Here is a 10,986-nt window from a genome sequence, read left to right on the forward strand (position 1 = left end):
ACCCTCCGGCACGGTGACGCGCACCACCGCGTCACCGTCCCGGACCGGGATCGTCCCGTCGGCGTCGAGTTGGTGGCCGCCGACCAGCCGTGGGATCCGAAGGCCCGAGAACGGATCCCTGCTCGACCTCAGTTCGAGGGACACGATGTGCTGCCTGAACCGCTCGGGATTGCCGAAACTGACCCAGATGTCCTCGTCGTGCACCGTGGAGACGGCCGCCTGTACCGGTGAAGCCCCTGACGCGGCAGAGGAGCCTGTCTGCTGTGCAGGTGTGGTTGCTTGGGATGCGGGGCCCGACTTGGACTTCTTCTTCGGCATCCACCGCACGAGTTCGGCGGGCGCGGGCACCCCCCGGTCCGTGCCCACCGGGAAGGCCGTACCGCCGAGCAGGGCGGGCACCCGGGTCTGCAGCGCCTCGATCAGGTCGGAACCGAGATCGGCACTCGCCCCCGCGCCACGCGCGGGCTGCAGCGTGAACCGCCCCGGACGCCAACTGTCCGGCTTCGGAACCCCGTTCACGTCGAACCGGTAACTGCCCGCCAGAACCCGCCCATCCGGCGTGGTGAACACCGGACCATCGGCACTCACCAGATGCAGCTTGGGCGCCAGCTTCTGGACGACCTTGACCGCCGGCCGGTCACCCGACACCGCCGTGTTCACATCACACCCCACGAACACCAGCAGATGCCCGTCCGGCAGCCCCTTCGGCCCGATCACCTCACGGTAGAAGTCCGCCGCATCCAGCGCCCTGCTCCCGACCAGGAACCGCCCCGCACCGTCGGTGTGCACATGCACCACCGTCGCACCGCCCACCTTCGGGAAGGAGAACGCCGCCTGCAACTGCGCACGCCCGTCGTCCGCGAAACCCGCCGCCCCCCTCACCGGCACGAACACACCCGACGGCGTCACCAACGGCTCCACCACCGCACCCGACTCCAACGACTCCAACGCAGCCTCGAAGACATAGGAGTCGGTCCGGCCGGTCGTCCGTTCCAGCAGTCGCTCGGCATTGTCGCGGAAGCGGTCCGTCGGTCGGACCGTCTGGTGCAGGCCGGCGGTGGTCGCCTCGTTCCGGCGGGCGGTGAGGCGGGCGACCACCTCGGCCACACCGTCCGCGATCTCCTGACCACCCCCCTCACGCGGCAGCCTGCTCCGAGACCGGACATCCTCCCCACGCAGCCTCTCCCGCAACGACGCAATCTCCCCCGCACCCAACGCCACCACCGCACCCGCACCCGCCGCATCCGACGACGCCAACCGCGCCGCCAACACCCCCACCCGCTCCCCGAACCCCTCCGGCACCTCCACCGACAACAACCGCACAAACGCCGACCGCACCACCCCCGGCGCCACCCCGAACGCCTCCAACCCCGCATGCTCCAACGCACCCAACCACCGACCGAACGCCACCCCCGCCGCAACCACATCCTCCGCCAACAACGCACCCCGGTACCGCAACTCCTCTTCGAGCGCGTTGATGGCCGCGACGCGGGGGAGCAGGTCGATGCCGCCTCGCTCCTGGACGAACCGGATCCGGGAAAGGTACCTGAGGGTCTCGTCCTGGTAGGACGCGGTCAGGGCCGGCTTCGCCGCCTTGCCGGACTCCCTCGTCACCAGTACGACGAATTCTGCGAAGCCGTCGAGGAACTGGACGAACTCGGATTCCGGCATGGGCTTGGTGCCCAGGTTGTCCGCCAGCGCGTGCCAGAAGGCAATTTCGACGTGGCCGCCCAGGTGCACGTGGTCGACGCTGCTGAGGATTTGGGCGTCGTCCGGCAGGTTCGGCAGCTGTGCGTAGCGTGCCCGGGCCTCGTCCGGTGCGAGGAAGTCGGCGCTCACAGCAGTGGTGGCGCCGATCCGCAGGGCGCTGCCCCGGGCCCGGACGGCCTCGCGGAACTCGTCGTCGCCGCCGTGCTCCGAAGCCGCCAGCCGGGTGTCGATCTCCTCGGCCGTCATGCGGTTGAAGCCCGCATGCGCCCACGCACGGTCGTTCTTCGCCAGTTCTGCCGCACGGGTGAACGTCAGAACGTGATGGTTCGAGCTCTCCACCTCCTTGCTGATCATCGGGCTCAGGGCTTCGATGATCAGGTCGAGATCGAGCGTCCGTGCGGTCTCCGGCTCAGCGCCCGAGCCGCCGAATTCCAGTACCGCACCGATCGCCCGGTGGAGGACCGCTGGTTCGAGCGGACGATCGCCGAGCATGGCGAGTACGGCGGCTCGCAGGACGAGCCCGGGGTCCGCCTGCCGGGCCGCCAGGCGCGCGACCTCGCGGGCCGCGGTGTCGTAGTCCGCCTGGCCGAGGGAGCCGTCCAGGACCATCGGGACCATGGCCGCAAGCTCGTCCAGTCGTCCCGCGAGTTCCGCCTTCTGCCGTGCCGACAGCACCGTCCGCGGAAGCCGCGGCCTGCCGATCGGTGCCGGCGGAGTCTCAACCTGGTAGGCGGGGTCCGAGGACAGCTTCTGCAGGGCCTTGTGGAGGACACGCACAGGCTCCAGGAAGTCGTTCCCGGGCGCCGGTGTGTGCCTGGCAGCCCGCTCGACCAGCGCGTCCAGCACCATGCCCGCGTACCGGACAGGAGAGTTCTGCGTGTACGGCGGTGCGGCGTCCTTGCCCTTGCGCCCACGCACCACTACGTCCAGTTCCGCCACCAGACCGGCGCGCCACTTCTTCGCATCGGCCGGCTGCTCCGGGGCCCCGGCGATGCGCAGGTGGATGTCCAGCAGTCTTGCCGCCTCGGCCCCGAGTTCCGGCAGCTTGTAGTGCTCGGCGAGCTGCTCCAGCCACTTCCCCCTGGTGAGCTCCGCACGGACGTCCGCCTCGTCCGCATGTCCGAAGTCCACCAGCTCCGCCCACGCGTTGGCGATCGTCTCCATCCGGGCGGTCAGGGCCGCGTAGGGCGTGTTCGAGGTGACATTTGCCAGAACGGCGTCCTGGGCCTCGTCGAGCATCATGTCGACCGAGACGGCCCGGACGAGCTTGTGGGCCTTCGCCTTCAAGGCCTCCTTGAAAGCCTGCGGGTCGGGTGTCAGATAGGACAGCTGTCCGAGATAGGCGAACGCCAACATCATGTTGCGCGGGGACGTGACCCCGGTCAGCATCCTCTCCTTGCCCCGCTTACCGCTCAGACGGCTGCTGCGGGTGTCGACGTCCTCCGGCGTGAGCCCGAGCGGCTTCGACATCTCGGCTGCCCAGCGGGCATCGGCATCGAAGCGATCGATTGTGGCCCGGAAGATCCGCCGCTCTCGCAGGGGCTGTCGGCTCTCGGACTGCCGTGCCCGATCGAGGTCCCGGTTGACTTCCTGGACGGCTTCCTGGCCCATGTGCGTCCGGAGGTGATGCAGACCGTAGGCGTTCAGATGCAGCACACTGACGAGGCCGGCGTAGGCGGAGTGCGGGCCGCCTGCTGCGTGGAGGTACCTGACCTCTGCCTCGTCCAGGTTCCACTGGATCGACTGCCATATGGCTTCGGGGGTGTCCTGGTCCGGGTCGGCGGGGCTCTCGATGAAGGCCCTGATTGCTCGAAGCGTCTCCAGGCCCTCCCGGGCGAAGGGCTTGACGAGGGCGAGCGTCTGGTTCTCGATGTCGGAGGTCTCGATGGCGCGGTCGGCCGCGGCCTTCGCCTCGGCCACCGGCAGGTAGCCCATCTCACGGGCGGTCCAGAGGTACCTGCGCAGGTGCAGGGTGTGGCTGGTGAACAGCAGCTCCTTCTTCGCCGCCCGGAGGGTGGGGAAGACGGTGTCGAGCTGCTCGATCTGGTGCTGGAAGTCGTCGATCCGGTCCTGGACCGCCTGCGCCCAGGTGGTGTAGCGGTCGTCGGTGCCGGAGGCACGGCGTTGCGCCGGGTTCTTGCCCTGGCCCTCGTTGAGGCGCTTCTGTTCGTCTGCGAGGTAGGTGGCCCGGTCCTTCGCCGCCTCGACTGCGGTCGTGGCGTCCTGAGAGCCGATGGCGTAGCGGATGTCGCTCAGCCACATCCGCTGTTCGTTCTCGTGCCGTGGCTTGAGGACCAGTTGGGCAAGGGCCTTCTTCAGGTCGGCCGCGGTCAGCCTGTCCTCGGCGAGCAGGGCGATTCCGTGGGTCGCCAGGGTCTGGAGGTGCTGGTCGTAGACTCCGCGAGGCATGCTCTTCTGGTAGCGGTCGACCAGGACGCTGCTGTGCAGCAGGGCCAGCCACTGGCTGAACCAGGACGGCCACGGATCGTGGACCGCCAGTTCGTCGCGCAGTTGCTGCATGGTTCCCAGGGCCTGCAGGACATGGCTGGAGTGTCCCTGGAACTGCTCTTCCAGCAGCAGCTGGGCGTTGACGGTCGTACGGAGCCCGGACAGGACGGTGTCCACGTCGACCAGGGCCACCGGTTCACCTGCCCGTACGGCCGTGGCCAGCGCCTCGGTCGCCAGCACCGCGCGCAGGGTCGCGACCGAGGCTGCGAGTGAATCGCGCTGTGCGAGCGGCACGCGCTGCACGCGGCCCTGTGCTGCGAGCACCTTCTCCTGCAGTGCGGCCACGGTCAGCAGGCCGGTGTCGAGGGCGCTCCGGGTGGCGTTCCACAGTGCCGTCACCCATGCCTGGACCTTGTCCACCGCGGACTTGCCGACGGCGGACATCGCGGAGGCCGTGAGTTCCGCCATGTCCAGTTCGGCCTTGGCCAGCAGTTCCTGGGCCGCAGTGTCGGGTTCGACGAAGGCCTCGGCACCGAGCACCCAGGGGCTGGGCCTGTCCGTCCTGGCCCCGGCCGGCTCGCGGTTCAGCGGGAAGGCCGTGCGGATCGCGCCGACCTGTACGTAGCCGGCCAGCCAGTTGCCGTAGCCGTCGGTGCCCACGAACTTCCCCAACAGCGAGTCCACGCCCGCCACGGCAGTGGAGAGGAATCCGCCCGCAAGGTTGATCTCGCCGGATCGGACGGCGTTGCGGTATGCCGCCGCGGCACTCTCCTTCATCAGCTCCCACGTCAGGTGCGCGGGGTAGAAGGTGGTCAGCTTGGTGACGGGGCCGCCGGTCAGTGGTCGGTACTCGACCGTCGCGCTGAACACCCCGTTCGACAGTGGCTCCGTCCTCGAGTCCTCCGGCACGGCGATGCGCACCACCGCGCCGCGGTCCAGGACCTGGATCGTGCCGTCGGCGTCCAGCTGGTGGCCGCCCACCAGCCGGGAGAACGGTTGGCCCGAGAACGGGTCCGTGCCGGTCCTCAGCTGGAGGGAGAGGATGTGCTGCTTGAACAGTTCCGGGTCGCCGAAACTGACCCAGATGTCTTCCTCGGGGACGACGGCCGTCGACATGGGGGGCGCGGCTGTCGGTGTGGTGACGACGGCTCCGGCCGGTCCTGCCTGCCCGGTTCCTGCGACCGCCGGGGTGGGGAGGGACTTGGGCTTCTTCTTCGGCATCCACCGCACCGGCTCACCCGGTGCCTGAGTCGCCCGGTCCTCGCTCACCGGGAACTCCCCGCCGACCAGCGCCGGCACCTGCTCGGCCAGCGCCGCCAGCAGGTCTGATCCGAGATCGAAGCTCTCACCGCCGCCCGCCCGGTGCAGCATGAACCGCGCAGGCTGCCAACTGCCGGCCACCGGACGGCCGTTCGCATCGAAGTCGTAGTTTCCCGCCAGCACCGCCCCGTCCGGAGTCGTGAACACCGGGCCATCCGCACCCACCACGTGCAGATCCGGTGCCAAGCCCCCGATCACCTCCGCCGCGGAGAGGCCACCGGCCACCGGCACATTCACGTCGCAGCCCACGAACACCAGCAGCTGCCCGTCCGGCGACTCCGGTTCGATGACCTCCCGGTAGAACTCCTCCGCATCCAACGCCCGATTCCCGACCAGGAACCGCCCCTCGCCGTCGGTGTGCACATGCACCACCGTCGCGTCCCCCACCCTCGGGAAGGAGAATGCGGCCTGCAACTGCGCCCGCCCGTCATCCGCGAAGCCCGCCGCGCCCTTCACCGGCACGAAGTAGCCCGACGGCGTCACGATCATCTCCAGCGGAGTGTCCAGCTCCAGGTTTTCCAGCGCCGCCTCGAAGAGGATCGGCTCGGTCAGCCACCGCTCCGTCGTCATCTGGAGTTCGTCCAGCTCGTCCTGGTCCGGGCCCGTCATCGGCACGGTGGAGACGCGTGCCCGGAGCCGCGCGACCACCTCCACGACCCCGTCCCGGATCTCCTGACCACCACCCACCCGCGGACTCTTCACCCGGGCCCGGACGTCCTCCTCGCGCAGACGCTCCCGCAGCGCCACCCGGGCCACCGCATCCAGCGCAACCGGCTGCCCCAGCACCTCCGGCGAGGCCAACCGCGCCGCCAGCACCCCCAACCGCTCCTCGAAGCCCGCCGGCACCTCCACCGACAACAACCGCACGAACGCCGACCGCATCACCCCGGGCGAAACACGGAACGCCTCCAGCCCCGCATGCTCCAACGCACCCAACCACCGACCGAACCGCCGAACCGCCTCCACACCGTCCTCTGCCAGGACGGCACCCCGATAGCGCAGCTCCTCGAGGAGCGCGACGACCGCCGCATAGCGCGGCAGGAGGCCGATCCCACCCTTCTCCGAGGACTCCAGCAGATAGGACAGGTAATGGTGCAGGCGCTGGTGATACCGGCGGACGATGTCCTCTGTCGTCTCGTTGGGAGCCTCCAGCGGCTGGGACGTGAGCCTGGCCATGGCTTCCAGCTGACCGATGAAGTCTTCCTCAGGCATCGGTAGCTGGTCCCAGCTCCTGGCCTGGGATTCCATGGCGTAGAGCTGCGCCAGGCCGGCGAGGACCGGCCGATCCTCTTCCTTGAGCCGATGGCCGTCCGTCGGCAGTTGGTCGAGACGCTCCTGGAATTGCTCGACCGTCATGTAGCCGTCGAGCACCGCGGGGAGACCCTGATCGATCACCTTCCCGGCACGGCCGCTGATCATCTGCAGCGTCTCCGTCGGCTCCGGCGAGCGGCGCGCTTCCTCCAGCACGGCGGCCAGCTCCTCGGCCGTCATATTCCCGTAGCCGTCGCGCTGCCACTGCCGGTCGTCCATCACCAGTGTCAGCGCCGAGAGCCACGCCTCGTGACCCGTCTGGGTGGTCCCCTTCGCCAGCGCCGTGCGGGAGTAGTCCGCCGTGTCCCTGAGGTAGACGTCGAGATCGATCCCGTCCAGGATCTGGAACGGCTGCCGAGGGCTGCCGTATTCCATCAGGCTCACGAAGAACTGCTTGCTGAGCATCGGATCGAGCGCCCGGTCGGCGGCAGCCGTCGCAAGCGTCAGTGCACGCAGTATGAGATCCGTGTCCGACTGACGTGCCACCAACCTGGCGATGCGAAGGGACGCCACGTCGATGTCCTGGATCGTCAGCCTCCTGCTGACGACCATGGGGATCAGCGACCGGAAGTCGTCCAGCGCGCGGTAGACGTCCGCGTACTCCTTGTCCGAGAGCTCGTCCGGCACCCGGGTCGGCGCCGGCGGGGACAGCACCGGCTCTTCGGCCAGGTGATACCTGGTGTCCGTGGTGTGCTTCTGGAGGTGGCCGCGAATAGCGCGCACCCTCTCCGTGAAGTCCTGCCCCGGCTCCGCCTTCTGCTCGGCGACCCGCTCCACCAGCGCGTCCAGCACCGTGCCCGCGTACCGGACCGGCGAGTCCTGGGCGTAGGCCGCCACGACGACCTTCTGCTTCTCCTTGCGCCCCCGGACCAGGCCGTCCAGTTCGGTCAGCAGCGCGGTACGCCACTTCTTCGCATCCGCCGCCCGCTCCGGACCGCGCACCACCCGCAGGTGGAGGTCGAACAACAGTTCCGTCCGACCCGGCTCGGCCTGCTCGAAGCGCTCCGCGAGCTTCGTGAAGACCTTCTTCCGTGCCACCTCCTCGCGGACCGACGCCTCATCCGCGAACCCGAAGCGCACCAGCTCCACCCACGCGTTAGCCAACGTCTCCAGACTGGCCGTCAGCACCGCGTACGGCGTGTCCGACGTCGCGTTGGCCACGTACAGGTGATGCGTGGAAGGGCTCAGCAGGCGGGCCTGCACCGTCCGCACGAGCTGCACCGCCTTTGCCCGCAGCCTCGAGACGAAGCCCTCCGGGTCGGCGGCCAGATGACGCAACCGCTCGACCTGGGCGAGCAGCAGCATCATCCGGTACGGGGTCGTCACGCCCAACGCCAGCCGCTCCTTGCCGTTGTGTCCCGTCAGCGCCGAGACCCGCAGCTCCAGCTCGTTCTCGGCCACCCCGCCTGGCCGTCCCATCGCGAGGATCCAGACACCGTCGTCCCGAACCGACCCGAGCGAGGCAAGGATGGGCTCGTAGACCGGCATTCCTCGCCGGTTCGCATGCGCCGCGTCCTCTTCGCTCTTCACCTTCTTCAGGAACTCGGAGCCGACCTCCGCGTCACCAGGCTGGAACCTCAGGGGCTCCAGCAGACGCCTGTCCGTGAACAGGCGGTTCGAAAGGTAAGCGTGCTGGTACTGCGGGCCCAGGTCGAGGGTCGCCAGCACCGTCTCCATCTCGTCGAGATCAGTCCTGATCCGGACCCACGCTCCCTCGGTGGCGTCATCCATCGGCCGGTCGGGTTCGTCCAGAAGCGTCTTGACGGTCCGGATGGCCCGGAGAGCGCCCTTCGCGTAAGGGATGCTCGGCACAACGTGCTCCGCATCGAATGCCCCCACCAGATCATTGACGAGGAAGACGAGGCTCTTCGCCTCAAGGTAGGAGATGGATCCCCGCTCACGGGCGAGCCAGGCCGCCGAGGCCACCTGCAGTGCGTAGGCGGCGAACCTCAGCCGGTCCTTCTCCGCCCTGAGCGCCGGGAAACGGGTTTCCAGCTGCCCCATGTCTCGCTGGAAGGCGCCGATCCGCTCCCTGAGGTTCCCCTCCGACGTGGTGTAGCGGTCGTCGGTGCCGGAGGCACGGCGCTGGGCCGGGTTCTTGCCCTGGGCGTCGTCGATCCGCTTCTGCTCCGCGGTCAGGTACTCCAGCCGCTCGTCCGCCGCTGCGACCACCGTCGTGGCGTCCTGCGAACCGATCGCGTACCGAATGTCGCTCAACCACATCCGCTGCTCGCCCTCGTGGCGCTGCTTCAGCACCACTCGGCCCAGGTAGGCCTTGAGCCTCTCCGCCGACAACTCGCCCGCCCACAGCAGCTCGATCCCGCTGTTCGCCAGGACCTGGAGGTGCTGGTCGTACACGCCTCGCGGCACAGAACCCTTCTGACGCTCGACCAGCGCCGTGCTGTACAGCACGGCCAGCCACTGGCTGAACGTCGCCGGCCACGGTTCCTCGTCCGCCCAGTCGTCACCCAGCTCCCGCACCGCGGCCAGCACCCGCAGCAACTCGCCCGCGTGCCCCCGGAAGTCCTCCTCCTTCTCCACCAGCAGCAACTGGGCATCCACCGCCTCCCGCACCTTGCGCAGGACGCTGTCGATGCCGGCGATCGTCACCGGGCCGCCGGAAGCCGCCACCGACACCAGACGCTCGGCAGCCAGCACCGCACCCAGCGTGCTCACCGACGCCACCAGCGAACCGCCCTGCGCGGTCGGCACCCGCTTCACACGCTCCTGCGCCGAATCGACCCGCTCCACCAACGCGTCGAAAGTCAGACCACCACCGGCCAGCACCCGCCGGCCCGCCCCCCACAAGGCATCCACCCACGCCTGGACCTTCTCCTGCTTCACCCGGCCCACCGACGGCACCACGGCCGCCTCCAGATCCGCAAGATCCTGCAACACCTCGGACGACAGCTCCCGAACCACGGAAACAGGCCCGGCAACAGCCGACACGACCACGGCCGGCCCGACGGCGCCCCCGACCCGCACCGGCTCGACGACGGACGCCTCGATCACAGCCGACCCGGCCGCGAACCCGGCGACGCCACCGACCCGCACCGCCTCCACCCGCGCCACCCACGGATTCGGCCGCTCCGTCCGAGGCACGGCAGGAGCCAGATACAACGGGAACACCGTCGTGATGTCACCCGCCTGCACATACCCGGCCAACCAGTTGCCGAAGGCATCCGTCCCCACGAACCTGCCCAGCAACGAGTCCACACCGACCGCATGGAAACCCCTCGACAGATCCACCTCCCCCGACAGCACCGCATTACGGAACGCCCCCGCCGCACTCTTCCTCACCTGCGCCCACGTCAGATGCGCAGGGAAGAACGTCGTCAGCTTCACCACCGGACCACCCACCAGCGGCTGATACTCCATCGACGCCTCGAACACACCGTTCACCAACGGCTCGGTCATCGAACCCGCCACCGGCCCCACAGACGCCACGAACTGACCGTCCCGGACCTCCAGCACCCCGTCCGCATCCAGCTGATGACCACCCACCAACCGCACCGACTCCAACCCCGTCAACGGGTTGTACCGCGCCTTCAGCTCCATCGACGTGATGTGCCGCTTGAAACGCACCGGGTCACCGAAACTGACCCAGACCTCCTCCTCCCGCACCCCAGACCCCACCGACACCGCGACAGCAGACACCCCGGCCACCCCGCCAGCCCCGGACGCACCCGCCTGCCGAACCGAACCCGACGAAGCAACAGAAGAAGAAGCGGCAGAAGAAACGGACTTCGACTTCTTCTTCGGCATCCACCGCACCAGCTCACCCGGCGCCCCCGCCACCCGGTCACCACTCACCGGGAACTCCCCACCGACCAGCACCGGCACCCGCTCCGCCAGCGCCACCAGCAGATCCGGCCCCAGATCGAAACTCCCACCACCCGCCCGGTGCAGCACGAACCGACCCGGCCGCCAACTACCCACCACCGGAAGACCATCCACACCGAAGTCATACCGGCCCGCCAGCACCGACCCATCCGGCGTCGTGAACACCGGACCATCCGCACCCACCACATGCAGACCCGGCGCCAACCCCCCGATCACCACCGCCGCCGACACACCACCCGCCACCGACACATCCACATCGCAACCCACGAACACCAACAACTGCCCAGCCACCAGACCCTTCGGCCCGATCACCTCACGGTAAAACTCCGCCGCACCCAACGCCCTGTTCCCGAC

Annotated in this window: 1 protein-coding gene; it reads right to left on the minus strand. The window is 69.0% G+C overall.

Translation table 11 applies throughout. The features are described from left to right. A partial coding sequence (locus SNE206_RS39330) for a hypothetical protein (RefSeq protein ID WP_407918401.1) occupies positions 1-10,944 on the minus strand: 10,944 nt, incomplete at its 3' end. Between the last annotated feature and the right edge of the window lie 42 nt (positions 10,945-10,986).

It is taken from the genome of Kitasatospora sp. NE20-6, from assembly GCF_045862635.1.